This window comes from Streptomyces sp. NPDC110618 (genome assembly GCF_055657065.1).
The window spans coordinates 557,441-581,345 of the sequence record NZ_JBVKBN010000002.1 but is presented as its reverse complement, the minus strand read 5'-3'; the positions used below and the strand labels follow the sequence as shown (position 1 = coordinate 581,345).

The window sequence follows — 23,905 nt, the reverse complement described above, 5'->3', positions numbered from 1 at the left end:
TGCGCGTGGGCGGGGCCTTTGGGGAGGGGCGGGTGCGCGTGGGCGATGCCACCGTGTGGCGGCGGATGGACGTGGACCCGGCGACCGCATAGTGCGGGGCCCATGGAACTCGTAGGCTGAACGCATGACCGAGGAACTCCCTGAGCTTCGAGCATCCGACGCCGATCGTGAGCGGGTCGCCGAGATCCTGCGGGAAGCCCTGGCCGAGGGGCGGCTCGACATGGAGGAGTTCGGGGAACGGCTGGACGCCACGTACAAGGCGCGTACGTACGGGGAACTCACCCCGATCACCCGGGACCTGCCGGTCGCGGGCACCGTCAACCTGGTGAAGGGGCCGGAAACCGACGGCAGTTGGGCGAGCCGTATCACCGGCGGCGAGGGCACGTCCACGCTGGGCGTGGCGGTCATGTCCGGCTTCGAGCGCAAGGGCCGCTGGACCGTGCCGCGCCGCTTCAACTGCTTCGCCTTCTGGGGCGGCGGCGAGATCGACCTGCGCGAGGCGAACTTCGCGGACCGCGAGGTCGTGATCAACTGCGTCGCGATCATGGGCGGCGTCAACATCATTGTCCCGCCCGGCGTCGAGGTCTCCACCCGCGGCATCGGCATCATGGGCGGCTTCGACCAGCGTGAGGACGGCGTCCCGGGCGACCCGGGCGCCCCGCGGGTCATCATCACCGGCTTCGCCTTCTGGGGCGGCGTGGGTGTGGAACGCAAGCTCCCCAGGGCCGAACGCCGCCGGCTGCGTGAGGAACGCCGCCAGGAGAAGCTCCGGACCGAGCAGCGTCAGGCCCTGGACAAACACGGGTCGCATCACAGGCCGTACGGCGACGAAGACTGAGGGAGTGCCCTGCTGAGGGCTTTACAGCCGTGCCGGTGCCGAACCCTTCAGGGACTTCAGGTCCACCGTCTGAGCCATCCGCTCGTAGCCGCGGTCGCTCATGTGGAGGTGGTCGCCGGAGTCGTACTCGGAGCGGAGCTTGCGGGGGTCGTACGGGTCGCGCAGGGCCTTGTCGAAGTCGACGACCTCGTCGAAGACCTCGCCCGAGCGGATCCGGGAGTTGATCTGCTGGCGGACCGACTCGCGGGCGTCCGTGTAGCCGCGGTGGCCGCCGAACGGCATGAGCGTCGCGCCGATGACCTTCAGGCCGCGGGCGTGGGCCTGGCCGACCATCGTGCGCAGTCCGCCGATGACGCGGTTGGGGTCGGCGGCCTGTGGGTCGCGCAGGATGTCGTTGACGCCGAGGACGACGATGACGACCTTGACGTTCGTACGGTCCAGGACGTCGCGCCCGAAGCGGTCCAGGCCGCTGGGGTTGTCCGCGGGGCGGCCGAGGCCGCCGGTGAGGATGCGGTTGCCGCTGATGCCCTGGTTGGCCACGCCGTAGCGCGGCACGTCCTCCCCGGCCGCCTGCGCCGCGCGCAGCCGCCGGACCAGGGCGTCCGTCCAGCGCCGGTTGGCCCCCGACGTGGAGGTGATCCCGTCGGTCAGCGAGTCGCCGAGGACCACGATCGTGCCGTCGGCGTCCTTCGACAGCACGTCCAGCGCGGTCAGGTACCGCCAGACGCCCACCTTCTCCGTGTACGCCGTCCCGGTCGCGTCCTCGGTCCGGTCGCCCTGGGCGACGTAGGACGTCTGGCGGGCGTGCCGGTGGTAGGTGACCGGCCCGGACGGGGTCGGGGAGTACGTCGTGACCAGCACGTCCGTGTCCGCGGGCACCGGCACCCGTACGGCGTCGCTGAGCACCTGCCCGCCCGGCGGGATGACGACGGTGGTGTCCCCGCCGAACGTGAGCCGCCGCATGGTGTCCGTCAGCGCCTCGGCCGTGTCCGACCCGGTCGCGACGGCCAGCGAGGCGTGGGTGATCGTCAGCGGGGACTGGCCGTAGAGGTTGGACAGCGTCACCCGGGCGCTCGTACCGGCGACCGAGGTGTGGACGACATTGCGCACCGAGCGGCCCGCCATCCCGTCGACCTCGGTGCCCGGCTCCGCGGCGCCCGGCGAGGCCGACCAGGTGCCGACCCAGGTGCCGGTGGAGACCGGCGCGGCCTGGTTGCGCGGGGTGTTCCCGTTGGCCAGCGCGGGGCCCCGGGCGCTGCCGTTGTCGGCGCCGACGGTGATGTAGATCGCCGCGGACAGCCCCACGATCAGGGCGACGACGGCGGACAACAGGGCGCGGTGTTTTGTGGGGGACACCCCCACACCCCCAGCAACACGCCTGGTCATGCGGTGTGTGTCTCCTCGGGCGAAGGGAGCCCGAGGCTCCGCTGTGATCATCTCATGATGCGTCATGAGATCAGGGGGGCATGAACTGACCCCCCATTGGGCCGTGGAGTTCCCCAGTGTGCTCCCCCCACCGGACAGACGTCGGGAACTCTCGTTTCGTTCCAGGAGTCGGTCAGGAAGGGACAATGAGTACGGGACGGTGAACGGGTGGAGCGGATGGAACGATCGGAAACGGGCGAAACAGAGGCTTCGGATCTTTCGGGTCTTCCGGGTTCTCCGGGTTCTCCGGGTTCTCCGGGTTCTCCGGGGGATTCAGGGGATTCGGATCCTTCCGGCGTAGAGGATCATGCCCGGCGGGACGGTCCGGCCAATCCCAACGGCGTCCCCGCCTCGGCCGTCCGTGCGATGACGACGTTCAGCGCCGCCGACCGCGAGAAGCAGCGCGGGGTGCGCCGGATGAAGCTCACCGCGACCGGCCTGCTCCTCTTCGTCGCCGTCGTCTACGTCCTCGCCACCTGGGCCGAGCACCAGGGCGCCGGCGCCTGGGCGGGCTACGTCGCCGCCGCCGCGGAGGCCGGCATGGTCGGCGCGCTGGCCGACTGGTTCGCCGTCACCGCCCTCTTCCGCCACCCCCTCGGCATCCCCATCCCGCACACCGCGATCATCCCCACCAAGAAGGACCAGCTCGGCGTCTCCCTCGGCGAGTTCGTGGGCGAGAACTTCCTCTCCGAGGACGTCGTGCGCCAGCGCCTGCGCTCCGTCGGCATCGGCAGCAGACTCGGTGCCTGGCTCGCCGTCCCCGACCACGCCGACCGGGTGACCGCCGAACTGTCCGCCGCCCTCAGGGGCGCGCTGACCGTGCTGCGGGACTCCGACGTCCAGGCGGTCGTAGGGGAGGCGATCACCCGGCGGGCCGACGCCCAGGAGATCGGCCCCGGCATCGGCAAGATGCTGGAGAAGGTGGTGGCCGACGGCGGCCACAAGCGCGTGGTCGATCTGGTCGTCTCCAGGGCCCACGACTGGCTGGTCCTGCACGACGAGCAGGTCATGGCCGCCGTCCAGGGCGGCGCCCCCGGCTGGACCCCCCGCTTCGTCGACAAGCGGGTCGGCGAGCGCGTCTACAAGGAACTGCTGCGCTTCGTCACCGAGATGCGCGACATGCCCTCGCACCCGGCGCGCGGCGCCCTGGACCGCTTCCTCACCGACTTCGCCTCCGACCTGCAGTCCGACACCGACACCCGGGCCCGCGTGGAGCGGCTCAAGGGCGAGGTGCTCGGCCGGGGCGAGGTGCAGGACCTGATCGCCTCCGCCTGGACGGCCGTACGGTCCATGATCGTCTCGGCGGCCGAGGACGAGCGCAGCGAACTGCGGCTGCGGGTACGCGCCTCGCTGCTGTCGCTGGGCGCCCGGATGGCGGTGGAGCCCAAGCTCCAGGGCAAGGTCGACAGCTGGGTGGAGGGCGCCGCGGTCTACGTCGTCACCACCTACCGCAAGGAGATCACCTCCCTGATCACGGACACCGTGGCGAGCTGGGACGCCGAGCACACCACCCGGAAGATCGAGGCGCACATCGGCCGGGACCTGCAGTTCATCCGGATCAACGGCACGGTGGTCGGCTCCCTCGCCGGACTGCTCATCTACACGGTGTCCCGGGCGTTCGGGGCGTGACGCCGGGTCGCTGCTGACGACTTCGGGCGCATAAGCGCCGGTCGGCGGGGCACTCGGGCCGGGCCAAGGTGTCCGGAAGGAGCCGTTCCGATGACTGCAGCAGCGTCCGCCCCCGTGCCCAAAGAGGCCGGCACCGTCACCACCGCCGTACCGGCCCGGCTGGACCGGCTGCCGTGGTCGCGCTGGCACTGGATGATCGTGATCGGCCTGGGTACCGTCTGGATCCTCGACGGGCTTGAGGTCACCATCGTCGGCAACGTCGCCGGCCGGATCGCCGAGGAGGGCAGCGGCCTCGACATCTCCTCCGCGCAGATCACCGGCACCGCGGCCGCCCTCTACGTGGCCGGTGCCTGCTCCGGCGCCCTGTTCTTCGGCCGGCTGACCGACCGCTACGGGCGTAAGAAGCTGTTCATGGTCACCCTCGCCGTGTACCTGGCGGCGACCGCGATGACCGCCCTGTCCTTCGAGACCTGGTGGTTCTTCCTCTTCCGGTTCCTCACCGGCTTCGGCATCGGCGGCGAGTACGCGGCCATCAACTCCGCGATCGACGAACTGATCCCCTCCCACTACCGGGGCCGCGTCGACCTGATCATCAACGGCAGCTACTGGCTCGGCGCGATCGGCGGATCCCTGCTCTCCATCGTGATGCTGGACACCGCGATCTTCCCCAAGGACCTCGGCTGGCGGCTCAGCTTCGCCCTCGGCGTCGTCCTGGGCCTGGTCATCCTGCTGGTACGACGACACGTCCCGGAAAGCCCACGATGGCAGTACATCCACGGCCACGGTGAGGACGCGGACGAACTCGTCGACGAGGTGGAACGCCAGATCGAGCAGGAGAAGGGCGAGCCGCTGCCGCCGCCCGCCGGTGAGATCACCATCCACCAGCGCAAGAGCATCAGCTTCGTGGAGATCGGCCGCACGGTCTTCGCCCGCTACCCGCGCCGCGCCGTGCTCGGCCTGTCCCTCTTCATCGGCCAGGCGTTCCTCTACAACGCCATCACCTTCGGCTTCGGCGCCATCCTGATCACCTTCTACGACGTCCCGACCGGCAGCACCGGCTACTACTTCGCCGTCATCGCGGCCGGCAACTTCCTCGGCCCGCTGCTGCTCGGCAAGCTCTTCGACACCGTCGGCCGCCGCATCATGATCAGCTCGACCTACATCCTCTCCGGTCTGCTGCTGTTCGCCACGGCCTGGCTCTTCGACCAGGAGGTCCTCACCGCCACCTCCCTGACGGCCTGCTGGTGCGTGGTCCTCTTCTTCGCCTCCGCGGGCGCCTCCAGCGCCTACCTGACCGTCTCCGAGGTCTTCCCGATGGAGACCAGGGCGATGGCCATTGCCTTCTTCTACGCGCTCGGCACCGCGGCCGGCGGTATCAGCGGCCCGCTGATCTTCGCCAAGCTCACCGAGTCCGGCGTGGTCGGCGACACCGTGCTCGCCTTCCAGATCGGCGCGGGCCTGATGACGGCGGCCGGCCTGGTCGCGGCGTTCCTCGCGGTGCGCGCGGAACGGCAGTCGCTGGAGGACATCGCGCGTCCGCTGTCGGAGGTGGGGGACCGGGCCTCGCAGCAGGTGGCGTAAGTACCGATACTGGCAGGGTGGTTGAGACTCCCGAGTCTCCTCGCGCTGTCGAGACTTCCGAGTCTCCCGAAGCTGCCGAGACTTCCGAACTTGGAGGCGCGCCGCCCGATGACCATCCGCAGAATCGTCCCGAACATCCAGGTCGACTCCGAGAAGGCGCTGACCGAGTCCAGTGCCTTCTACGGCCTGCTCGGCTTCGAGGAAGCCATGGACATGGGCTGGGTGAGAACCCTCGCCTCACCGTCCAACCCCACCGCCCAGATCAGCCTGTTCACCGAGGAACGCACCGCCCCGCTCGTCCCCGACCTCAGCGTGGAGGTCGAGGACGTGGACGCGGTGTACGCCGAGGTCGTGGCCTCGGGCGCGGAGATCGTACGGGAGCTGCGGGACGAGGAGTGGGGCGTGCGCCGCTTCTTCGTCCGCGACCCGACGGGCCGTGTGGTGAACGTCCTGACGCACCGCGCGGCTTAGCTCTTCAGCTGTTGCGGTCGGCGACCGCCCAGGAGGCGAGGGCGACGGCCCCGGCCACGCCTATCACGGAGGGCCAGGCGCCGACCTTCTTGGCGAGCGGGTGGGACCCGGCGAAGGCGGCGACATAGGCGGCCGTGAGCGCACCGGCCGCCTTGCCACCGGCCCGGTGCTGCCACTGCTTGGCGGCGACGGCTCCGGCCGCGGCGAGCACGGCCCCGCCGAGCGGCCGCTTCTTCGTCCACCGGGCCACGCCGTACCCGCCGACCAGCCCGCCCGCGGCGATCGCGGCGCTGGGAATCTTCGCCATGTGTGTAGGCCTCCTGCCTGTACGACTGATCGACTCGACTACTGGTAAAGAGGCTAATCGCCCGGCTCGACGATCACTCGAACCCCCCGAACTCACCCGAATGGAGCAGCGTGTGCGGCTTGTGACCGCCGACGGCACGGAGATCGCGTACGAGGACCACGAGGCTCCGGGCTCCCCAGTACTCCTCCTCCACGGCCTGGCGGGCCACCGGGGTGAGTGGGACGACCTGACGGCCCGCCTCCGGTCCGACGGCCACCGCGTGGTGACGTACGACGCCCGGGGCCACGGCGAGAGCACGCGCCGCCCGGTCTCGGTCACACGGGAGTCGTGCGTGGCGGACGCGGCGGCGCTGATGGACCACCTGTCACTGTCGCCCGCCGCCGTGACCGTGGTGGGCCAGTCCCTGGGCGGCCACACCGCGCTCCTGCTGGCGGCGACCCGCCCCGAGCTGCTGTCGTCCCTGGTCCTGATAGAGGCGGGCCCGGGCCCGATCCCCGTAGAGATGCCGGAACGCATAGGCACCTGGCTGGACAGCTGGCCGAAGCCGTTCCCGACCTTCGAGGCGGCCCGCGACTTCCTGGGCCACGAGGCGTGGGCACGGGGCCTGGAGAAGAGGCCGGACGGCTGGTGGCCGCGCGTCGACCGGAACGTCATGGTCGACATGATCACCGACGCCGCAGGCCGGGACTACTGGCCGCAATGGCGCCGGACGACGGCGCGGGCGCTGGTGATCAGGGGCGGGAAGGGCTGGATGCCGGAGGAGGAGTTCCGGGCGATGGGGGTGGTACGCCCCGAGGCCGAACTGCGCACGATCGCCACGGCGGGGCATGACGTGCACCTGGAGGCGCCGGAGGCGCTGTACGGGGCGCTGAGGGCCTTCCTGACCCGGTAACCCTTCGCGGCCCCGTCCTGGGCCCCGGCCGGGGCGACAGCTCGCCCCGGCCGTGCCACTTACAACTGATGTGCGCCGATCAGAGCTGACCGGAAGCCGCGATCGTGATCTTCGCCGAGGTGGAGCCGCTGCGGGAGCCCAGGGCCTCGATCTTCTTCACGACCTCCATGCTGCTCTCGTCCGCGACCTCGCCGAAGACGACGTGCTTGCCGTCCAGCCAGTCCGTCACGACGGTCGTGATGAAGAACTGCGAGCCGTTGGTGTTCGGACCGGCGTTGGCCATGGAGAGCAGGCCCGGGCGGTCGTGCTTGAGCTGGAAGTTCTCGTCGGCGAACTTCTCGCCGTAGATGCTCTTGCCACCCGTACCGTTGCCGGCGGTGAAGTCGCCGCCCTGGAGCATGAAGGCCGGGATGACCCGGTGGAAGGAGGACCCGGCGTAGCCGAAGCCCTTCTCGCCGGTGGCGAGCGCGCGGAAGTTCTCCGCGGTCTTCGGGACGACGTCGTCGAAGAGGTTGAAGTTGATCCGCCCGGCGGGCTGGTCATTGATGGTGATGTCGAAGTAGACCTTGGTCGTCATACCCCCCATCCTGCACCCTCCACTCCCGTCCCACAGTCACAGGGGGTTTTCACGGACTTCGTGGTGGGGGTGGGGCATTCTTTGGGAGGAGTGCGGTGTCGGCCGTCCGGCGGGGTGTTCGCCCTGCGACGTGGGTGATTTGAGGCGCCCGAGCGGTGGCGCAGAGCGCCGGTCATGAGGGTGTCATGGTTCGCAAAGAGCGAACCGAGGTGTCCGGCGCGCGGACTAGGCATGCAGTGACAGATCGCACTCGCGTAGGGCGCTCACGAAGCGATGCCAGGCGTTCGGGCTGATGGCGAGGACAGGACCACTGGAGTGCTTGGAGTCGCGTATCAGAGTCGCCTCGGTGACGTAGGCACACTCCACGCACTCGGTTCCGCTGCCGCCGCTGTAGGAGGACTTGAACCAGTGGTGCGGGGAGGACGCCTTCATCAGGTCTCCTTGCTTATGCGGTGGATGATCTCCACCGAGGATTCGAGGTCGAGGGCCTGTGCGCTGAGGTACTCGAACGCCAACCTATAGCGGTCCAGTTCCTGGCGCTTCTCCATGAATAGGCCACCTCCGAGGAGGTCCACGTAGACCACATCGAGTTCGGTGGTTGGGCCGCGTAGGACGGCGAAGCTGCCGACCGCGGCCGCGTGTGCGCCAGTTGAGAACGGCAGTACTTGGATGGTGACGTGAGGGCGTTGGGAGGCGGTGAGCAGGTGCTCCAGTTGGGCCTGCATGACTGACTGTCCGCCTACGCGGCGTCGCAGTGCTGCTTCGTCGATGACGCACCAGAGGTGGGGTGGCTCGTCCCGGTCGAGGAGCTCTTGGCGCTTCATACGGATGTCCACCATGTGCTGGACCTCGCGCTCCGGGCACTGAACCTCTGACGCTCGATGAACAGCCTCCGCATAGGCTCGCGTCTGGAGAAGGCCGGGGATGTACATGGACGCGTAGTGGTCCTCGCGAACGACCTCGTCCTCCAGCGTGAGCATGAGGTTCATGGACTCCGGGATCGGGTCGGCGAGCGAGCGCCACCAGCCCTGGATCTTGGCGCCCTTGGCCAGCTCGACCAGAGCCTGCCGCTCTTCGTCCGAGGCTCCGTACTCACGACAGAGAGCGTCTACCGCTGGCCATTTGACCGTGCCCTCCTTGGTTTCGTAGCGACTGAGTGTGGCCTTGGAGATACCTACGCGGGCTCCTGCCTCTTCCAGGGTCAATCCTGTGGCCTCGCGGAGGCGGCGCAGGTCAGCGCCCAGTTGGCGCCTTCGTGTGGTCGGTCCGATGGGCATGTTCCTCGTCCCTCACGTCGATCTCTCGTGGATCGTCGCGGTTGTTCGAATGCCTGGGCAAGGTGGCGTGCGCGGGGGGCGCGCGAAGCGGCACCGCGCTCCCGAAGCGGCCTTCATGAGAGTTCCATTTTGAGAGTTACAGTGCAACTCTCAGTGTGGTGATGGTTACTTCACGTGACTCAGTGGGTGAGTGGAGGAGCTGAGCAATGGATTGCGGCGAGTGCATGCAGAGGAAACCGTGGACTCTTCCGTTCAAGGCGGAGCCTGAGGAAGTGGGGGCACTGAGGCGCCTGTTGCGGCTCCACCTGGGAATCTGGGGGTTGCATCAGCTCATCGACGCAGCTCAGCTCTGCGTCAGCGAGCTGGCGACCAACGTCATCCTGCACGTTGGACGCGGGACGCCGGCCACCCTCGCCGTCTTTATGCGGGGCACCCGCCTACGCATCGAGGTGCACGATCCGGATACGGGCACCTCGCCCACCCTCGTTGACGCGGCCTGTGCCTCCGAGGAGGGCCGAGGCGTCGCATTGATCAATGCGGTCGCAGAGCGGTGGGGCGTTCAGCGTCGTGCCGATCGGAAGATCACCTGGTGCGAGCTCGCAACAGCGCTGACCTCGCCGAACGGGCATGTCGAGGGAAACAGCGTGGCGCGCGCCGGTGCGTTACTCAGCCTCTACGGAACGGCGGACTACTCCCCGAGCTGCCTCGGCCACAGCAGACTTGGCGCCTCCATCGCCGAGGAAGCGGTCATCGACGTGATCACGGACGTGCTCCACTGGTTGAGGGCGCATGGGCGTGACACCGACGACGTACTGGACCGCGCTCAGACTCGATTCGAGGTGCAGGCTGAGGACAACGGCTCCTACGCCTAGATCGCCTACCCGGCGGCGATGGCTGCGTATGTGAAGACGTCAGCCGGGAGTTCGTGGTGGAGCCGCCAGGTGATGCCCATTGGCTTGCTGCCGCTGTGCTCCTCGTAGGTGGCAGGGCCGAGCAGCATCCAGGGGTGCGGCTTGCCAATGTCGGTGTTCTTGTAGCGGCGCATGAAGAGCAGGACGTGGCTGCCCTGCCGGGCGTGATGCTGATAGCGCAGACCAGTCGGTGAGTTCTCTGCTGTGGCGTTCTGGGACTCCCAGTGGAAGAGCTCGGGGCTCAAGGCGAAGTCCTTGTAGCGGACCGAGGGGGAGAAGTCCTTCTCGTTCTTCTCCAAGGTGATGAGGAGGGCATCTGTCTGGATGTCCTCCACCCACTGCACACCCTGCGCAAACGATCGAGGCATCTGGCCGCCGAAGCGGGCTACGCCCAGCGCGGCCAGGATCTCTGAGCGGTTGTAGGAGCAGTGCACCTTCAGGGGGAGGTGGGAATGAGGGTCCGACAGTGCGATGGGCAAGTGATCGGCTTGCTCCATCGCGAGTTGCAGGACCTGGCTAAGTTCGTCCCGTAGAGCTGCCTGCGAGCGGAGGGATTCGAGCCCCTCCTGAAAACTGGTGAAACCACCCGCGTCATCCCAGAGGTTAAAGAAGAGCATGCGGGCGTACGCCTGCTCGGGCTCGGAGAGCGCGTCGTACGGCGGGGCGTCGTCGGCGAGGAGGCGAACGTAGGCCGCAGCCCGTTCCGGGTCATCGACGTGGAGGAAAGCGTGCACCCGCTTGAGTAGCGCGGCTTCTCCCTGCGGCGCGGCCTCGTTGAGCAGCCCAGCGCGGCGCAGGATGGCGGTCCAGGAGTTGCTGCTCTTGTACAGCTCCTTCAGCTCTCGCCTGCTCTCGCGGAGGTAGTCCGCTAGGCGAGGCGCGCGGAAGTCCTTGACCTCCTTCACCAACGTCTTCACGGTGGCGCCAAGCTGCGTGCGGATGTTGTCCAGGACGAGGTCCTTGGACTTGCCTTCGAGGAGGATCTGGCAGCCCGAGGGCAGCTGGGGAAAGTCCCGCTCGATGTGCTCGATCAGTCGATTGCGGGACAGGTTCGTCATGGCACGGAACTGCTCCTCGAACCGGAACTCCGCGCGATGCTGCCCGATGAAGTCGAGCACTGTCAGTACGGGCTTTGTCTCGGTGCGACGCAGCCCTCGCCCAAGCTGCTGCAGGAAGACAGTGGCGCTGTTCGTGGGCCTGAGCAGTAGCAACGTATCGACGTCGGGGATGTCGAGCCCTTCGTTGAAGAGATCGACGGAGAAGATCACCTGGACCTTGCCGTCCCGCAGGTCAGCGAGCGCCTGCGCCCTGACCTCGGCCGATGAGTCACTGTCCAGAGCCACGGCCTGGAAGCCAGCCTTGACAAAGAACTGAGCCATGAAGTGCGCGTGCCGCTTGCTTACGCAGAAGCCGAGCGCGCGCATCGCACCCGGCGCTGCGACCTTGTCACGGATCTGCTTGACGACGATGCGTGCGCGGGCGTCGTTGCCCGTATAGACGTTGTCGAGGTCACGGTCAGCGTAGGCGCCCTGCTGCCAGGTGAGGTTCGTCAGATCCGTGCCGTCGGGGATGCCGAAATAGTGGAAGGGGCAGAGGAGATCGTTCTCCAGGGCTTCCCACAGACGCATCTCGGCCGCGATGTGACCATCAAAGAACTCATCCTGAACGTTCAGCCCGTCCATCCGCTCGGGCGTGGCCGTCAGGCCCAGGAGTTGCTTCGGCTTGAAGTGGTCGATGACCCGGCGGTACGTGGCTGCCGTAGCGTGATGGAACTCGTCGATGACGATGATGTCGAAACGATCAGGGGCGAGTTGCTCCAGCCGCTGGGCATTGAGTGACTGGACGCTTGCGAACACATGCTGGCCTTCGCGCAGTTCCTTTCCGCTGTACAGCAACTCACCGAAGGAGGCGTCGTCGAGCACCTCGCGGTAGATGCGCAGGGACTGGTGGAGAATCTCCTTGCGGTGGGCGACGAACAGCAAGGTTGGGTTGCCGTTGCCCAGCTCCCTGCGCAGACCCCGATAGTCCAGTGCAGCCATGACGGTCTTGCCGGTCCCCGTTGCGGCCACCAGCAGGTTGCGGGTTCGACCGCGGACCTGACGCTCCACACGCAGGCGCTCCAGCATGTCCTGTTGATGGGGGAAAGGACGAACCTCCAGTCCCGACACGCTGATCTTGAGGTCCGGTGTCAGACCAGTGCCACCGGCCCGAGCCAGCGCCTGGTCTAGCCGCTCGCCGTCATCATTCGGGTCGTACAACTCAAAGGCGATGTCATTCCAGTACGCGTCGAAGGTGGCCTCGAACTTCCTCAGTACGGCAGGCGTAGCGACGGATGAGAGCCGTACGTTCCATTCCAGTCCGTCGAGGAGCGCAGCCTTGGAGAGGTTGGAGCTGCCTACGTAGGCCGTGTCGAAGCCGCTCCTACGGCGGAACAGCCAGGCCTTAGCGTGCAGGCGAGTTGAGCGAAGCTCGTAGTTGACCTTTACCTCGGCGCCGAAATCGCGCACGAGGCGGTCGAGGGCGTGCCTATCCGTCGCGCCGATGTAGGTGGTTGTGATGACGCGGATGGGGACACCGCGCTCCTTGGCGGCGCGGAGCGAGTCTTCGAGAACGCGCAGGCCGTACCACTTCACGAAGGCGCAGAGCAGGTCGATGCGATCTGCTGTGGCAAGTTCCGCGCGCAGTTCGCTTCCGAGGCTCGGGTCCTCGGGGGCGTTGGTGATGAGCGCGGTCTCGGACAGCGGGGTGAGTGGGCGCATGGCGTAGACGCCAGGAGCCTCTTGTTCCGCCAGAGCGAGAAGCTGTCGTGGTCCCTCGGCGATGAGCTCTAGCTCAGGCTGATCGGGTGTAGCCGGGTCTGCCAGTGACTTGATGATCTCGTTAGTCAAGGTCACGCGTTGCTCGGGCGGAAGCTGGCGGAGGCGGCGCCCTATGGCTTGCCCGAGGTGTCGAGCGAGGACGTGGGGTGAGGAATCGTCGCTGACCTCGGCTTCGATCGCTTTCCAGCCAGCCGTATGCAGCTGAGCCATCTGCCCCTGCATGCGCTCCGTGATGAGCACCTCGTACAGGCCGGCAACCGGCTCCGACAGGTCCCCTGGGTGGCTCACGCTGGCTCCTCCGCGTTCGTGGGCTGACGGGCCAGTTGTAACAGGCGGGACTGACACGCGAGGGGTATGCGACCAAGAGCGATCACTATGCGCCACTGAACTAGCCGAGCGGAAAAGGTAGTTGACAGTAGTGGTCGGTTGCGGTCCAGATTGATCACATGGTGACTGAACGTGTGATCGGGTATGTCGAGGGTGTCGGGCCTGGGGCCTGCTTCCCGAGGCGCAGAGAAATATTCGATGCCAAGCTGCACTCGGACTTACAGCGAGGCATCTCACGCTTCAAAGATCGGGATGGCAGGTGGGTTTCCGACGCCATTGTGCTCAATGGTGGATACGCAGACGATGCGGATGACTGGTACACGGTTCTGTACACCGGCGCTTCGCCAGACAAGGAAAAGTACCAAGAGGCAGGCGAGACTAAGCTCAGGTGTAGTCAATCCTGGGAGTATGCCGACAATGCCGCGCTTCAATTGAGCTATGAGCGCGGCCATCTGATTCGAGTGTTCCGAGGCTACGAAGGGGATAAGCGGTACTCGCCCGGCAAGGGGTACCGCTACGACGGTCTATACGAGATCACCGGCATCCGTACGGCTATCTCTAAGTACCCCGCTCCCGATGGATCTGAGGTCAAGATCTGCCAGTTTGATCTGGAGCGCCTTCCTGACTCCTTACAGGAGGTCTCGGGCCTGGAGCGGCAGGCCATGAAGGCGCTGCTCGCTGCGGAGGAGCGGCGGGCGGAAGCTGAGAAGTTCCCCGAGGCGCGTTCCTCCTGGGTGCAGCGACTGGTGCGAGACAGTGCGCTGATTAAACGCGTCAAGGACATGTACGACCACGAGTGCCAGACCTGCGGTCTGCGTTTGGTCGGGCCGGACGGGAAACCGTACAGCGAGGGCGCTCACATCAAGCCGCTGGGTAAGCCGCACTTCGGCCCCGATGTCGAACCGAACATCCTGTGTCTCTGCGCCAATTGCCACGTGCTGTTCGATAGAGGGGCCATAGTCATAGAGGAGGATTGGTCGATCGTCCTGCAGGCCGGACTGCTCGGTGTGAACCTTCGACCGAAGCTGAAGAGGCAGCGGTCTCATAAGGTGCACCCCGGTTATGTACGTGACCACCGTGAATATTGGGAGCAGAAGGGCGCGCCCTCTGCGAATTAGGCGCCGTTGGGCCGCCCGCTTCTTCGCAGTGTCGTGCTTCCGCGGACCGCGTCAAGGGCGCTCCGCGTCGCCTTCGGCGATCGGCCGAGGGCCGACCCTTGACCCGGTCCCCTCCAGCACGGAAGGGAAGCGAGCGGGCGGCCCCGAAAAGCGGGTGGCCAGGTGGGGACGGGCAGGGCTCGTTGCGGAGGTGGGCCGGGGTGTGGGGCGCGGTCGGCTTCGTGGGCACGCCCGGCGGGCTTAGCGGCTTGCTGGTGGTGGGGCCGCGGATATCGGGCGAGCGTCTGGTCTCGGTGCTTACATGGACCCATGACCACCAATTCCGTCACCGTAGAGCGCCGGATCGCCGCAGCTCAGGGCGTTGTGTGGGGGGTCGTGACCGATCTGCGGGGGATGGAGCGGACGCTCTCCGGGGTGTCGAAGGTCGAGGTGCTGGCCGGGGAGGGGTTCGGGGTGGGGACCCGGTGGCGGGAGACTCGGCGGATGTTCGGGAAGGACGCCACCGAGGAGATGTGGGTGACCGAGTGCGAGGCGCCCGAGCGGTATGTCGTGGAGGCCGAGTCGCACGGGAGTCACTACGTCTCCGAGTGGGTCCTGCGTGCGGACGGGCCGATCACGACTACCGTCCGCATGACCTTCTCGGCGACCCCGACGGGCGGGGCGGCGGGGTTCCTGGCCAAGGTGATGGGGCGGCTGGGGGCGGGTGCCGTCAGGAAGGCCATCGCCAAGGACTTGGCGGATGTGGCCCTCGCCGCCGAGGGAAGGTGACCCCGTACCCCCTCCTACCCCGCCCCGTGGCACTCCCCGTACGTCCCGCCCGAGCCGCACCAGCACGCCGCCCCCCGCTGCGGCGGCCACTCCACCGCCCGGCCCCGTGCCGCCAGCGTCGTCGCGTACTGGGGGAGGAGGGACACCTCGCTGGGGGACGTGGCCTCCGACGCCGCGAAGGCCTCGTAGGAGGGGACCGTGCCGGTCACGATGCCCAGGTTCGGGGTTCCGGACGCGGCCAGTTCGCGCAGGGACGCCTCTATGGTCGACAGGTGGGCGGCGTGCGAGGGGTACTCCTCCGCCAGCGCCGGGTACGCCTCCAGGAGTTCGGTCAGTTCCGCCTTCGGCCAGTGCAGGACCGCCACCGGGAACGGGCGGGACAGGGCCTCCCGGTACGCGCCCAGTTCCGCGCGCAGGCGGCTGATCTCCGCCTCCAGTTCCGCCGGGTTGTTCGAGCCCAGGGACCAGATCCGTTTCGGGTCGTGGAGTTCGTCCAGGGAGACGCCCGAGGAAGGGGGTGCCTGGGACAGGTGCACCGTGTCGGCCAGGGTGTCCCAGTCGTCGTGCGGCGCGCCCAGCATGCGGCGCACCCGGTGGCGGCCGTAGAGGAGGGGGTGGGTCGCGTACGGCGGTTCCGGTACGTCGGTCAGGAGCAGCCGTACCCCCTGCGTGAACGTCTCGTGCGCCGCCTCCAGTTCGTCGTGGGACTCCAGGGCCTCCGCCACGATCACCCAGGGCGCCGGGTTCCGGGGGGCCGCCGCCCGGACTCCGTCGATGATCGCGCGGGCCTCCGCCTCGTGGCCGTACTCCCACAGGTTCGACGCCTTCAGGGCGCGCACCAGGTGCGGGTTCTCCAGGGAGGAGTCGGAGGACAGCAGGCGGTCGTAGAGGGTGCTCGCGGCGGGGCGGTCGCCGGCGAGTTCCAGGTGGGCCGCCGCCTGGAGGAGCAGGGCCTCGGCGTCCGCGGGATACAGGCCGGCGGTCCGCTCCAGGCGTGCCGCTTCGGCGGTGTGGTCGACGTTCTCGGCAGGCGTGTCGGGGCGCATGAGGGACACCGTACTGCGGGGGCCCGGCGAGCGTGAGGTATGCGCAGGCCAGGCCGCCCGCCGGAGGTCAGATCGTCACACCGTCCACGTGGAGTGTCTGCACCGCGCCCGCCGCGAACGGCACGCTCACCGACTTCCCGCTCAGCCGGGTGTCCGTGTACGCCCGGTACATGTCGCCCCCGCCCGTCACCGTGTTCCAGCGGGGGACCGCGCCGCCCGATCCGCCCGTCACCGTCGTGAAGCGGGAGAGGTCGAAGGTCAGGGTCTGGGGGGATGTGGAGGTGTTCACCGCTACCAGGACAAGGCGGCGGGCTCCCGCGTCGTACGCCGCCGCCGCGTAGCTCACCCCCGTGTCCAGGATCGTCATCCCCGGGCGGATGTGGCGGCTGAACTGGGCCATCACGTAGTACTTCGGCTGCACCGTCGTCGGCTGGAGCGTGTTCGCGTCGTACGCGATCATCGCCCAGCCCGTCGACGGGTCCATCACCTGCCAGTAGCACCACGCCGTCGGGTGCAGCCAGCGGAAGTCGTAGCAGAGGTTGCGGGCCATGCTCAGGCCGCTGCCGTCGCTGTCGCCCGTCTCGGAGTTCCACAGCTTCTTGCCCGCCGTGGTCACCACGTCCGTGTGGAGCAGGTCCCGTCGGCCGCCCGTGCCCTGGTAGCCGTGCACGTTCACCTGGGACACCAGTGCCTTCGTCGACGCGCCGAAACTCGCCCATGTGCTGCGCGCCGTGTCGTAGTTCGTCTCGTCCGAGGCGGAGATACGGACCGATGACAGGCCGCGTTTGTCCAGCTCGCCGCGCAGGTACGGGAGTACGGCCGCCTGTACCGCCGGGTCCAGGTGGCAGCCCTCCTGGGTGCCGGTCGCGGTCCACCAGGACGACGCCGGTTCGTTGAAGGGGTCGACCGTCGCGAAGTTCACGCCCCAGTCGGTGCGGGCGCGCAGGGCGACCGCGGCCAGGTGGGAGGCGTGCTGGCGGTAGTTCCAGCTCTGGAGGTTGTTGCCGCCGTCCGCGGCGCCGGACGGGTTGTGGTTGTAACACATCCACCACATCGGGGAGTTGGCGAACAGCTCGGTGACCGCGCCCCGCTGCGCCGCCTTCACCAGCATCGCGCGCTGAGCCGCGTCCGCCGTCCAGTCCCAGGCCGAGGACGTGGGGTCCTCGTTGTTCCAGTCCTGCCAGAAGCCCTCGATCTGCTTGAACGCGGGGATGTTCGGCGACTCGACCATCCGCTCGCCGTTGACGCTGTTCCAGCTGCACGCGCCCAGGTTGTAGCGGGCGATGTTCAGGCCCAGGCCGGGCAGTGAAGTGCCGTTGTACGTGACCGACTTGGTGGTGAAGAACAGGTCGGCGAAGTCGTCCCGGGTGCCGAAGACATTGCCCCACCAGGCCAGCGAGGTGCCCCAGCCCTCCCAGGTGCCGTACCTGGTTCCCGGGTTGACGGCGATCGTCGCGTCCGCGTGTGCGGTGCCCGTTGCCAGGGCGCCGCCGCCGAGGACCGCTCCGGCCGTCGCTCCCAGCAGAGTTCTGCGTCGGATCATGGTGTCTGTCTCCGCCCTCGCCGCTTCGACTGTCCCGTACATGCCATGCCACGAGGAAGCATCGGGGTGGCCCGCAGGGCTTGTCGAGGGTTGTGACAGCCCTTTCTCAAACCGCTGTACGAAGTGTCGAACGGGCCCGGAAACCTTGGTGACTTCACCCCGCCGCGCCCGCGGGAGTGGGAGCGGCATCCGGAGGCGGAACCCCGGGAGTCCACCACCCCCGGACCCAACAGTCCGGCCGCCCCGGCGACTTCGCCCTCGCCGGGCACCGGAACACAGACCCTCGCGCGCCACCGCGCTGAGGTATAACTATCGGTATAACGGGGAGCAACTGCACCACCAGGAGGGGGGATCGCGATGACCGCGCTGACCGAGCGCCGGAGCGCCCACGTCCTCCTCCTCGCCCTTCTCCTCGACGTCCTGCTCCTGGACTCGGGCAGCCTCTTCGCCACCGTCGCCCTCGCCGCGACGGCCGCCGCCGGTGCCGCGCTCGTCGTCTGCTCGGTCATCGCCGCGCGCTGCGCCCCCGCCGTACCGCCCACCCGGGTCCGTACGGCCATCCGCGACCGGGACCGGCGTACCGCCTTCCTGCCGCAACGCGACCCCGACGCCCGGGGCCGCACCCGTCCACGGGCCCCCGGACTCGCCCTCCAGGCGACCGCCGCGTAGGGCCGCACCCTCAGCTGTGACCCCGCGCGGGTCGTCATGCCGCCATGTCCTCATCCCGGCACGACGAGACCCTCGGAGGGCTCACCCATGTCCGCTTTCGCCCGCCTTGTCGAGCAGCTCGCCGAGCTGCTCCAGCCCCTCTTCCACGGTTCGGCGGCCGCCGCCGCGATCGTCCTGTTCACCATGCTCGTACGGCTGCTGGTGCTCCCGCTCTCCCGCGCCGCCGCCCGGGGTCAGAAGGCCCGCGCCGAGCTCCAGCCGCGGATCGCCGAGCTGCGCCGCCGGCACGGGCGCAACCCCGAGAAGCTCCAGCGGGCCGTGCTGGAACTGCACGCCGAGCACAAGGTGTCGCCGCTGGCGGGATGTCTGCCGAGCATGCTCCAGCTGCCCGCGTTCTTCCTGCTCTACCACCTGTTCTCCAGCTCCGAGATCGGCGGCCGGGCCAATGGGCTCCTGGAGCACGAGCTGTTCGGCGCGCCGCTCGGCGGGCGGCTCGCCGGGGCGCTGGGCGACGGCGGGACCGCCCTGCTCGTCTACGGCGCGCTGTTCGCGCTCGTCACCGTCGTCGCCCTCTTCACCTACCGCCGCACCAAGGCGCAGATGGCCGACAGCGTGCCGCTGGACACCCCGGGTGCCGGGGCGATCAGCGCGGTCATGCCGTACGTCTCCTTCTTCACGCTGATCACCGTCGCAGTCGTCCCGCTCGCCGCCGGGCTGTACATGGTGACCAGCTCGACCTGGAGTGCCGTGGAGCGGGCGGTGCTGTACCGGAGCCGATGACTAACGGTCCAGTACGTGAACCGGGTCTTGCGGAGTGGACCTCGGCCTTGGAGGATCGGCCAAGTCCTCCGGCAGCCGCACGCGTCGGCGGGCGCCCCCGCGATCGAGGGAGATTGTGACCATGAAGCTGCTGCGAGTCGGTACGGCGGGCGCGGAGAGGCCCGCGCTGCTCGACGGCGACGGGGTGCTGCGCGATCTGTCGGGCGTCGTGCCGGACATCGACGGCGCGCTGCTCGCCGACGACGAGGCGCTCGCGCGCGTCCGTGCGGCGGCGGACGCCGGGGAGCTGCCCGTGCTGCACCCGGCCGGGCTGCGGATCGGGCCGCCGCTCGGGCGGATCGGCAAGATCGTGTGCATCGGGCTGAACTACCACGACCACGCCCGCGAGACCGGCGCCGAGCCGCCCGCCGAGCCGGTCGTCTTCTTCAAGGCTCCGGACACGGTGGTCGGCCCGAACGACACCGTGCTCGTGCCGCGCGGCTCCACCAAGACCGACTGGGAGGTGGAGCTGGCCGTCGTCATCGGCCGTACCGCGCGCTATGTGGAGTCCGCCGAGGCCGCGCTCGGCCATGTCGCCGGATACGCCGTCGCGCACGACGTGTCCGAGCGGGAGTTCCAGATCGAGCGGGGCGGGACCTGGGACAAGGGGAAGAACTGCGAGACGTTCAATCCCCTCGGCCCGTGGCTGGTCACCGCCGACGAGGTGCCCGACCCGCAGAACCTGTCCCTGCGGCTGTGGGTCAACGGCGAGCTGAAGCAGAACGGCACGACCGCCGAGCAGATCTTCCCGGTCGGCGAAGTCGTGCGTTACGTCAGCCAGTTCATGACCCTCTACCCCGGCGACGTCATCAACACGGGCACGCCCGCGGGCGTGGCCCTCGGGCAGCCCGAGCCGAAGCCGTTCCTGCGGCCCGGGGACGTCGTGGAGCTGGAGGTCGAGGGGCTGGGCCGCCAGCGGCAGGAACTCAAGAGCGCCTAACCCCTCGACATCCGGGTTCCTACTGCGACTTGCTGAGGTACTCCTCCAGCGCCTCCACCACGAAACGGTGGTCCTCCAGTTGCGGCAGGCCGCTCACCGTCACCGCGCCGATGACGCCGACCCCCTCCACCCTGAGGGGGAAGGAGCCGCCGTGCGCGGCGTAGACGTCGGGGTCGAGGCGGGAGGACTCCTCGAAGGTTGTGCCCTTGGCCCGCGCCTTCGCGCCGACCAGGTACGAGGAGGAGTGGTAGCGCTCCACCACCCGGCGCTTGCGGGCGATCCACGCGTCGTTGTCCGGAGTGGCACCGGGCAGCGCGGCGTGGAAGAGCTGCTGGCCCGCGCGGTGGATGTCGATGGCCACCGGCGCCTGGCGCTCGCGGGCCAGTTCCACCAGGAGGGAGCCGAGCCGCCAGGCGTCCTCGGCGGTGAACTCCCGGAAGACCAGGCGGCGTTCCTGCGCCTGGAGCTCTTCGATGGTCGGGGTGATTTCCGGGGTGAACCCGTTCTTGACCGTCACAGCGTCACCGTCACTCCGTCACGGGCCGAACGGCGCGCCGCCTCCAGCACGTCGAGGGCGGCGGCCGCCTCCAGAGCGGTCACCGGGTTGGTGCCGCCCTCGGCGATGGCCCTGGCCACGGCCGCATAGTACGCGGGGTAGTCGCCGGGGAGGGTCGGTTCGGGGCGCCCGCCGCCGGTCAGCGGGGACTCTCCGGCGCCGACCCGGCCCCACAGCTCCTCCGGCTCGGTGCCCCAGCCCTCGCCGGGCAGCTCGCCCTCGCGCAGGGCCGCCTCCTGGGGGTCGAGGCCGTACTTGACGTAGCCGGCCTTGGAGCCGAGGACCCGGAAGCGGGGGCCGAGCTGGGCGGTGGTGGCGGAGACGTACAGGTGCGAGCGGACGCCGTTGGTGTGGGTGATCGCGATGAAGGTGTCGTCGTCGGTCTCGGCGCCCGGACGGCGGATGTCGGACTCGGCGTAGACGGTGGCGGCGGGGCCGAAGAGGGTCAGCGCCTGGTCGACGACATGGCTGCCGAGGTCGTAGAGGAGACCGCCGATCTCCGCCGGGTCGCCGGACTCGCGCCAGCCGCCCTTGAGCTGGGGCCGCCAGCGCTCGAAGCGGGACTCGAAGCGCTGGACGTCGCCCAGCTCGCCCTCCGCGATCAGCTTGCGGAGAGTGAGGAAGTCGTTGTCCCAGCGGCGGTTCTGGAAGACCGACAGCAGCAGCCCGCGCTCCTCGGCAAGCGCCGCCAGCTCACGGGCCTCGGCGGCGGTGCCGGCGACCGGCTTGTCCACGACGACCGGCAGGCCCGCCTTCAGGGCGGCGGTGGCCAGCGGGACGTGCGTCTTGTTCGGGGAGGCGATGACGATCAGGTCGAGCTCGCCGGCGCGCGCGAACAGCTCGTCGGGGCTCGCGGCGATCCGGACGTCCGGGTGCCCGGCGCGGGCCTGCTGCTGGCGCTCCGGGTTGGCGGTGACCACCGTGTCGAGGACCAGGCCCTCGGTGGCGGTGATCAGCGGGGCGTGGAAGACGGAGCCGGCGAGGCCGTAGCCGATCAGGCCGGTGCGCAGAGGTGTGCCAGTCATGGCTCCTACTTTCGCAACGCTGTTGCCAAAGTGCAAGCGGTGGAGAGAATGGGGGCGTGAGCAGGACAAGGGGAATCAGTGGCACGGGGGTGGGCGGCGCGGCGGCCGGGGTGAATCTGCCGGGGCTGCGCAGCCACAACGCCGCGCTGGTGCTGGATCTGCTGCGGACCGCCGGTCCGGACGGGATCAGCCGGCTGGAGCTGGCGGAGCGGATCGGGCTGACCCCGCAGGCCGTCAGCAAGATCACCGCACGGCTGCGGGCCGAGGGCATGGCGACGGAGGCGGGGCAGCGGGCGTCCACCGGCGGCAAGCCGCGCACCGTGCTGCGCCTGGTCCCGGAGGCCGGGCACGCGGTCGGCGTCCACCTGGACCGGGATGCGCTGCGGGCGGTGCTGGTGGACCTCACCGGCACGGTGGTGGCCGAGCGGACGGCACCGCTCGGGCTCGGCGCGGGCAGTACGGCGGTCGTGGACGGAGTCACCCGTGAGGTGAAGGCGCTGCTCGGGGAGCGGGCGGTCGGCGCGCTGCTCGGGGTGGGCGTGGGCCTGCCCGGCCCGCTGGACCACACCCACGGTGTGCTGCACAAGGTCACCGGATACCCCGAGTTCGACCGCTTCCCGCTCAGGGAGGCCCTGGAGGGCGGGCTCGGGGTGCCCGTAGTGGTCGACAAGGACACGAACGCCGCCGCCCTCGGGCTCGCGGCCGGTGGGGCGGGGGAGTCCTTCGCCTATCTGCACTTCGGTGCGGGCCTGGGCGGCGGACTGGTGCTCGGGGGCGTAGTGCACCGCGGCGCGCGGACGGGGGCCGGGGAGTTCGGGCACCAGGTCATCCAGCTCGACGGGCCGGTGTGCGAGTGCGGCAACCGCGGGTGCGTGGAGGCGCTGTGCCTGGCGGCGGTGGACCGCGGCGACTTCGAGGAGGCGGCCCGGGTGCTCGGCACGGGCGCCCAGAACCTGGTCGCGCTCCTCGACATCGACGTGGTCCTGCTGGGCGGCCGTACGGTCGCGGCCCGCCCGGAGTACTTCGTACGGGGCGTCGCGGACGTCCTCGCCGCACGCGCCCGGAGAGTCGGTGAGGAGCCGGTGCCGGTGCGCCTTGCACCCGGCGCCGGGCGGGAGGTGGCGGAGGGGGCGGCGCAGCTGCTGCTGGGGCCGGTGTTCGGGCGGGGGATCGGCTGAGGGTGAGGGGCGTCGGATCGGGCGGAGGACCGGCTGAGGGTGAGGGGCGTCCGTTCGGGCGGGGGATCGGCTGAGGCCGACCAGGCCGGGGGATCGGCTGAGGGGGCGTCGGATCGGGCGGGGGATCGGCTGAGGGTGAGGGGCGTCCGTTCGGGCGGGGGATCGGCTGAGGCCGACCAGGCCGGGGGATCGGCTGAGGGGCCGACCTGCCGGGGGATCGCCTGAAGGGGAGGGGCGTCCGATCGGGCGGTTACGGAGGCGCGCCCGGTGTGGCGTACCCGGGCCCGAGCGGTCGTACGACATGGTCATGTGTCCATGCGACTGTTCACCCCCGCGTCCCTCGCCCGCTGCCGTTTACTGTCCCTGCCCGTCGCCCTCGCCGGTGCCGCGGGCCTGCTCCTGACGCCCGGAGCCGCCCACGCCGCCGACGCGGAGGACGCCTGTGCCGCGTCCGACGGGCGTGCCTTCCCGCTGAGCACCCGCATCCGGGGCGGGCCCACGTCGTACGAGGCCGGGGGAGGGTACGGCACCTGGCAACTGGAGCTGACCAACCGGACCGGCCGCACCTGCCGCAACGTCCACCCCGTCGTCGTGCTCGTCGACGAACGGCGGGCCCTCACCCCGGCCCAGCCCCGGCTGGAGTTCTACGCCGGTGACGAGGTCCACCCCGTCCGCTTCGAACTCACCGACGAGCACGAACTCGTCGGCGCCTTCGACGACTTCCCCGGGTTCACCGTCGGCCCCCGCGACACCGTCACCGTGAAGGTGCGGCTCGCCGTCACCTCCGACGCCCGGCCCAACCGCGTCACCGTGAACGCCGCGATCGTCCAGCGCCACAACGACGACGGCGAGTGGATCGGGCAGTCCAACGACTACCGCTTCGGCATCGACACCGACCCGGAGACCCCGCTCGACCCGGAGGACACGGCGAGCCCGGCGGCCTCCACCGGGGCCACCCCGCCCCCGCGCTCCTTCGCCAACGAGCTTGCCAGCACCGGAACTCCCGCCGCGGCCGTCGCCGCCACCCTGGCCGCCGCGCTGCTGGCCGGAGGCGCCGCGCTGCTGCTCCTGCGCAGACGCCGCTGACGTCCGTGCGGTCTGCGAACTGTGTGATCGACGGGGTCAGGACGGCGACTTCCTGACTAGGCTGAGGGCGTCGGTACGCCGTGGTTCCGGCGCCTCTCGCCCA

The 23,905-nt window shown here is 69.3% G+C and carries 23 protein-coding genes; 13 read left to right on the top strand and 10 right to left on the bottom strand.

Features of this window, described 5'->3' with window-relative positions; all coding sequences use genetic code 11:
- Positions 1-124 precede the first annotated feature (124 nt).
- Positions 125-838, top strand: coding sequence for a DUF1707 SHOCT-like domain-containing protein (locus ACZ7L7_RS05830; RefSeq protein WP_472075001.1), 714 nt, complete (start codon positions 125-127; stop codon positions 836-838).
- Between the two features lie 21 nt (positions 839-859).
- Here ACZ7L7_RS05830 and ACZ7L7_RS05825 read toward each other — a convergent pair whose 3' ends face one another.
- Positions 860-2,224, bottom strand: a complete 1,365-nt coding sequence (locus ACZ7L7_RS05825; RefSeq protein WP_285510837.1) for an SGNH/GDSL hydrolase family protein — start codon at positions 2,222-2,224, stop codon at positions 860-862.
- A 216-nt stretch (positions 2,225-2,440) separates the two neighbouring features.
- Here ACZ7L7_RS05825 and ACZ7L7_RS05820 point away from each other — a divergent pair, with 216 nt between their 5' ends.
- The 3 genes from ACZ7L7_RS05820 to ACZ7L7_RS05810 all read left to right on the top strand — a co-directional run bounded on the left by ACZ7L7_RS05820 (position 2,441) and on the right by ACZ7L7_RS05810 (position 5,944).
- Positions 2,441-3,892 (top strand): DUF445 domain-containing protein, encoded by a 1,452-nt coding sequence (locus ACZ7L7_RS05820; protein ID WP_472074999.1) that lies wholly within the window; start codon positions 2,441-2,443, stop codon positions 3,890-3,892.
- A 90-nt stretch (positions 3,893-3,982) separates the two neighbouring features.
- The gene (locus tag ACZ7L7_RS05815; RefSeq protein WP_472074997.1) at positions 3,983-5,473 is read left to right on the top strand and encodes an MFS transporter; all 1,491 of its coding nucleotides are present in this window, start codon (positions 3,983-3,985) and stop codon (positions 5,471-5,473) included.
- 108 nt (positions 5,474-5,581) lie between these two features.
- Positions 5,582-5,944 carry a VOC family protein gene (locus ACZ7L7_RS05810; RefSeq protein WP_250744452.1) on the top strand — a complete coding sequence of 121 codons (363 nt, stop codon included), beginning with the start codon at positions 5,582-5,584 and terminating at the stop codon, positions 5,942-5,944.
- A gap of 4 nt (positions 5,945-5,948) precedes the next feature.
- Here ACZ7L7_RS05810 and ACZ7L7_RS05805 read toward each other — a convergent pair whose 3' ends face one another.
- Entirely contained in the window at positions 5,949-6,251 is a 303-nt protein-coding gene (locus ACZ7L7_RS05805) for a hypothetical protein (protein ID WP_093720832.1), read from the bottom strand.
- A gap of 112 nt (positions 6,252-6,363) precedes the next feature.
- Here ACZ7L7_RS05805 and ACZ7L7_RS05800 point away from each other — a divergent pair, with 112 nt between their 5' ends.
- Entirely contained in the window at positions 6,364-7,143 is a 780-nt protein-coding gene (locus ACZ7L7_RS05800; RefSeq protein WP_250744453.1) for an alpha/beta fold hydrolase, read from the top strand.
- A 79-nt stretch (positions 7,144-7,222) separates the two neighbouring features.
- On the opposite strand, the gene ACZ7L7_RS05795 is transcribed toward ACZ7L7_RS05800, so the two are convergent.
- The 3 genes from ACZ7L7_RS05795 to ACZ7L7_RS05785 all read right to left on the bottom strand — a co-directional run bounded on the left by ACZ7L7_RS05795 (position 7,223) and on the right by ACZ7L7_RS05785 (position 8,997).
- Positions 7,223-7,720, bottom strand: coding sequence for a peptidylprolyl isomerase (locus tag ACZ7L7_RS05795; RefSeq protein WP_093720834.1), 498 nt, complete (start codon positions 7,718-7,720; stop codon positions 7,223-7,225).
- Between the two features lie 225 nt (positions 7,721-7,945).
- Positions 7,946-8,152, bottom strand: a complete 207-nt coding sequence (locus tag ACZ7L7_RS05790; protein ID WP_250744454.1) for a DUF397 domain-containing protein — start codon at positions 8,150-8,152, stop codon at positions 7,946-7,948.
- A complete protein-coding gene (locus ACZ7L7_RS05785) occupies positions 8,152-8,997 on the bottom strand; it encodes a helix-turn-helix domain-containing protein (protein ID WP_250744455.1) in 846 nt (281 codons plus the stop codon). The genes ACZ7L7_RS05790 and ACZ7L7_RS05785 overlap by 1 nt, the downstream gene beginning before the upstream one ends.
- 206 nt (positions 8,998-9,203) lie before the next feature.
- Here ACZ7L7_RS05785 and ACZ7L7_RS05780 point away from each other — a divergent pair, with 206 nt between their 5' ends.
- Complete coding sequence (locus ACZ7L7_RS05780) at positions 9,204-9,869, top strand: ATP-binding protein (RefSeq protein WP_472074994.1); 666 nt, start codon at positions 9,204-9,206, stop codon at positions 9,867-9,869.
- 5 nt (positions 9,870-9,874) lie between these two features.
- Here the strand turns inward: ACZ7L7_RS05780 and ACZ7L7_RS05775 are convergent, their stop codons facing one another.
- Positions 9,875-12,949 (bottom strand): DEAD/DEAH box helicase, encoded by a 3,075-nt coding sequence (locus ACZ7L7_RS05775; RefSeq protein WP_472075101.1) that lies wholly within the window; start codon positions 12,947-12,949, stop codon positions 9,875-9,877.
- A 224-nt stretch (positions 12,950-13,173) separates the two neighbouring features.
- Here ACZ7L7_RS05775 and ACZ7L7_RS05770 point away from each other — a divergent pair, with 224 nt between their 5' ends.
- Both ACZ7L7_RS05770 and ACZ7L7_RS05765 read left to right on the top strand, forming a co-directional pair.
- Entirely contained in the window at positions 13,174-14,172 is a 999-nt protein-coding gene (locus ACZ7L7_RS05770; RefSeq protein ID WP_472074992.1) for a YDG/SRA domain-containing protein, read from the top strand.
- Between the two features lie 309 nt (positions 14,173-14,481).
- On the top strand, positions 14,482-14,940 hold the full coding sequence (locus tag ACZ7L7_RS05765; RefSeq protein WP_453602792.1) for an SRPBCC family protein: 459 nt from the start codon (positions 14,482-14,484) through the stop codon (positions 14,938-14,940).
- 14 nt (positions 14,941-14,954) lie between these two features.
- Here ACZ7L7_RS05765 and ACZ7L7_RS05760 read toward each other — a convergent pair whose 3' ends face one another.
- Both ACZ7L7_RS05760 and ACZ7L7_RS05755 read right to left on the bottom strand, forming a co-directional pair.
- On the bottom strand, positions 14,955-15,986 hold the full coding sequence (locus ACZ7L7_RS05760) for an SEC-C domain-containing protein (protein ID WP_472074990.1): 1,032 nt from the start codon (positions 15,984-15,986) through the stop codon (positions 14,955-14,957).
- A gap of 67 nt (positions 15,987-16,053) precedes the next feature.
- Positions 16,054-17,529: a glycoside hydrolase gene (locus ACZ7L7_RS05755; protein WP_472074988.1), complete on the bottom strand. Its 1,476-nt coding sequence runs from the start codon at positions 17,527-17,529 to the stop codon at positions 16,054-16,056.
- A gap of 357 nt (positions 17,530-17,886) precedes the next feature.
- On the opposite strand from ACZ7L7_RS05755, the gene ACZ7L7_RS05750 reads away from it, so the two are divergent.
- The 3 genes from ACZ7L7_RS05750 to ACZ7L7_RS05740 all read left to right on the top strand — a co-directional run bounded on the left by ACZ7L7_RS05750 (position 17,887) and on the right by ACZ7L7_RS05740 (position 19,957).
- Positions 17,887-18,198: a DUF6412 domain-containing protein gene (locus tag ACZ7L7_RS05750; protein WP_453602789.1), complete on the top strand. Its 312-nt coding sequence runs from the start codon at positions 17,887-17,889 to the stop codon at positions 18,196-18,198.
- Between the two features lie 87 nt (positions 18,199-18,285).
- The gene (locus tag ACZ7L7_RS05745; protein ID WP_471429030.1) at positions 18,286-18,978 is read left to right on the top strand and encodes a YidC/Oxa1 family membrane protein insertase; all 693 of its coding nucleotides are present in this window, start codon (positions 18,286-18,288) and stop codon (positions 18,976-18,978) included.
- A gap of 121 nt (positions 18,979-19,099) precedes the next feature.
- Positions 19,100-19,957 (top strand): fumarylacetoacetate hydrolase family protein, encoded by an 858-nt coding sequence (locus ACZ7L7_RS05740; RefSeq protein ID WP_471429032.1) that lies wholly within the window; start codon positions 19,100-19,102, stop codon positions 19,955-19,957.
- Positions 19,958-19,976: 19 nt separating this feature from the next.
- On the opposite strand, the gene ACZ7L7_RS05735 is transcribed toward ACZ7L7_RS05740, so the two are convergent.
- A complete protein-coding gene (locus tag ACZ7L7_RS05735; RefSeq protein ID WP_285510860.1) occupies positions 19,977-20,474 on the bottom strand; it encodes a heme-degrading domain-containing protein in 498 nt (165 codons plus the stop codon).
- Positions 20,471-21,538, bottom strand: a complete 1,068-nt coding sequence (locus ACZ7L7_RS05730; RefSeq protein ID WP_472074985.1) for a Gfo/Idh/MocA family oxidoreductase — start codon at positions 21,536-21,538, stop codon at positions 20,471-20,473. Before ACZ7L7_RS05730 ends, ACZ7L7_RS05735 begins: the two co-directional genes overlap by 4 nt.
- Before the next feature lie 56 nt (positions 21,539-21,594).
- On the opposite strand from ACZ7L7_RS05730, the gene ACZ7L7_RS05725 reads away from it, so the two are divergent.
- Entirely contained in the window at positions 21,595-22,716 is a 1,122-nt protein-coding gene (locus tag ACZ7L7_RS05725) for an ROK family protein (RefSeq protein WP_471591500.1), read from the top strand.
- A gap of 315 nt (positions 22,717-23,031) precedes the next feature.
- Entirely contained in the window at positions 23,032-23,802 is a 771-nt protein-coding gene (locus tag ACZ7L7_RS05720; protein WP_285510863.1) for an LPXTG cell wall anchor domain-containing protein, read from the top strand.
- Positions 23,803-23,905: the final 103 nt, after the last annotated feature.

Bases quoted from the DNA above. Each gene is read 5' to 3' on its own strand.
- ACZ7L7_RS05790 (WP_250744454.1), bottom strand. From the start codon at position 8,152: ATGAAGGCGTCCTCCCCGCACCACTGGTTCAAGTCCTCCTACAGCGGC.
- ACZ7L7_RS05810 (WP_250744452.1), top strand. From the start codon at position 5,582: ATGACCATCCGCAGAATCGTCCCGAACATCCAGGTCGACTCCGAGAAG.
- ACZ7L7_RS05825 (WP_285510837.1), bottom strand. From the start codon at position 2,224: ATGACCAGGCGTGTTGCTGGGGGTGTGGGGGTGTCCCCCACAAAACAC.
- ACZ7L7_RS05785 (WP_250744455.1), bottom strand. From the start codon at position 8,997: ATGCCCATCGGACCGACCACACGAAGGCGCCAACTGGGCGCTGACCTG.
- ACZ7L7_RS05815 (WP_472074997.1), top strand. From the start codon at position 3,983: ATGACTGCAGCAGCGTCCGCCCCCGTGCCCAAAGAGGCCGGCACCGTC.
- ACZ7L7_RS05745 (WP_471429030.1), top strand. From the start codon at position 18,286: ATGTCCGCTTTCGCCCGCCTTGTCGAGCAGCTCGCCGAGCTGCTCCAG.
- ACZ7L7_RS05820 (WP_472074999.1), top strand. From the start codon at position 2,441: ATGGAACGATCGGAAACGGGCGAAACAGAGGCTTCGGATCTTTCGGGT.
- ACZ7L7_RS05805 (WP_093720832.1), bottom strand. From the start codon at position 6,251: ATGGCGAAGATTCCCAGCGCCGCGATCGCCGCGGGCGGGCTGGTCGGC.
- ACZ7L7_RS05830 (WP_472075001.1), top strand. From the start codon at position 125: ATGACCGAGGAACTCCCTGAGCTTCGAGCATCCGACGCCGATCGTGAG.
- ACZ7L7_RS05775 (WP_472075101.1), bottom strand. From the start codon at position 12,949: ATGCAGGGGCAGATGGCTCAGCTGCATACGGCTGGCTGGAAAGCGATC.
- ACZ7L7_RS05770 (WP_472074992.1), top strand. From the start codon at position 13,174: ATGGTGACTGAACGTGTGATCGGGTATGTCGAGGGTGTCGGGCCTGGG.
- ACZ7L7_RS05765 (WP_453602792.1), top strand. From the start codon at position 14,482: ATGACCACCAATTCCGTCACCGTAGAGCGCCGGATCGCCGCAGCTCAG.
- ACZ7L7_RS05730 (WP_472074985.1), bottom strand. From the start codon at position 21,538: ATGACTGGCACACCTCTGCGCACCGGCCTGATCGGCTACGGCCTCGCC.
- ACZ7L7_RS05750 (WP_453602789.1), top strand. From the start codon at position 17,887: ATGACCGCGCTGACCGAGCGCCGGAGCGCCCACGTCCTCCTCCTCGCC.
- ACZ7L7_RS05795 (WP_093720834.1), bottom strand. From the start codon at position 7,720: ATGACGACCAAGGTCTACTTCGACATCACCATCAATGACCAGCCCGCC.
- ACZ7L7_RS05760 (WP_472074990.1), bottom strand. From the start codon at position 15,986: ATGCGCCCCGACACGCCTGCCGAGAACGTCGACCACACCGCCGAAGCG.
- ACZ7L7_RS05720 (WP_285510863.1), top strand. From the start codon at position 23,032: ATGCGACTGTTCACCCCCGCGTCCCTCGCCCGCTGCCGTTTACTGTCC.
- ACZ7L7_RS05755 (WP_472074988.1), bottom strand. From the start codon at position 17,529: ATGATCCGACGCAGAACTCTGCTGGGAGCGACGGCCGGAGCGGTCCTC.
- ACZ7L7_RS05780 (WP_472074994.1), top strand. From the start codon at position 9,204: ATGGATTGCGGCGAGTGCATGCAGAGGAAACCGTGGACTCTTCCGTTC.
- ACZ7L7_RS05740 (WP_471429032.1), top strand. From the start codon at position 19,100: ATGAAGCTGCTGCGAGTCGGTACGGCGGGCGCGGAGAGGCCCGCGCTG.